The organism is Arsukibacterium sp. MJ3, assembly GCF_000987765.1.
GTDB lineage: Bacteria > Pseudomonadota > Gammaproteobacteria > Enterobacterales > Alteromonadaceae > Alishewanella.
In genome coordinates this window covers 1-616 of the sequence record NZ_LAHP01000117.1, presented here as the reverse complement: position 1 = coordinate 616, position 616 = coordinate 1, and the positions used below count along the sequence as shown (strand labels likewise).

The 616-nt window shown below is 45.8% G+C and carries 1 protein-coding gene; it reads left to right on the top strand.

Annotated elements, in window-relative coordinates:
* Positions 1-616: ribonuclease E/G (locus VT06_RS17060; protein ID WP_046555530.1), on the top strand; the 616-nt coding region annotated here is incomplete at both ends.

Genomic DNA, 616 nt, shown 5'->3' with positions numbered 1-616 from the left:
AGAAGAACTCGAAAGGTGGCATCCTGTATGAAGATTTAAACTTAGCTGCGCGGGTGCTGCGTGATTTTGTAGGCGTAGAAATTGAACGCATTCGGGTGGATTCCCGGCTTAGCTTTCAACAACTGCACACTTTTGTAGAAGAATTTGTACCGCAGTTGGCGGATCGCTTGGAATATTATGAAGGTGAGCGGCCAATTTTCGATTTATTTGATGTTGAAAACGAAATTCAACGGGCGCTTGATCGCCGAGTGCAGTTGAAATCAGGTGGCACCTTGGTAATTGATCAAACCGAGGCCATGACCACCATAGATATCAATACCGGTGCCTTTGTTGGCCATCGCAATCTAGAAGAAACCATTTTCAATACCAACACGGAAGCTACCCAAGCCATTGCGCGGCAATTACGGTTACGGAACCTTGGTGGCATTATTATTGTCGATTTTATAGATATGCAAAATGATGATCACAAACGCCGGGTGTTGCATAGCTTGGAATTGGCGCTTGCCAAAGACCGTGCGAAAACCAGTATTTCTGGGTTTACTTCGTTGGGTTTGGTAGAGCTAACGCGCAAGCGCACACGAGAAAGTTTAGAGCATGTGTTAAGTTCTGAGTGCCC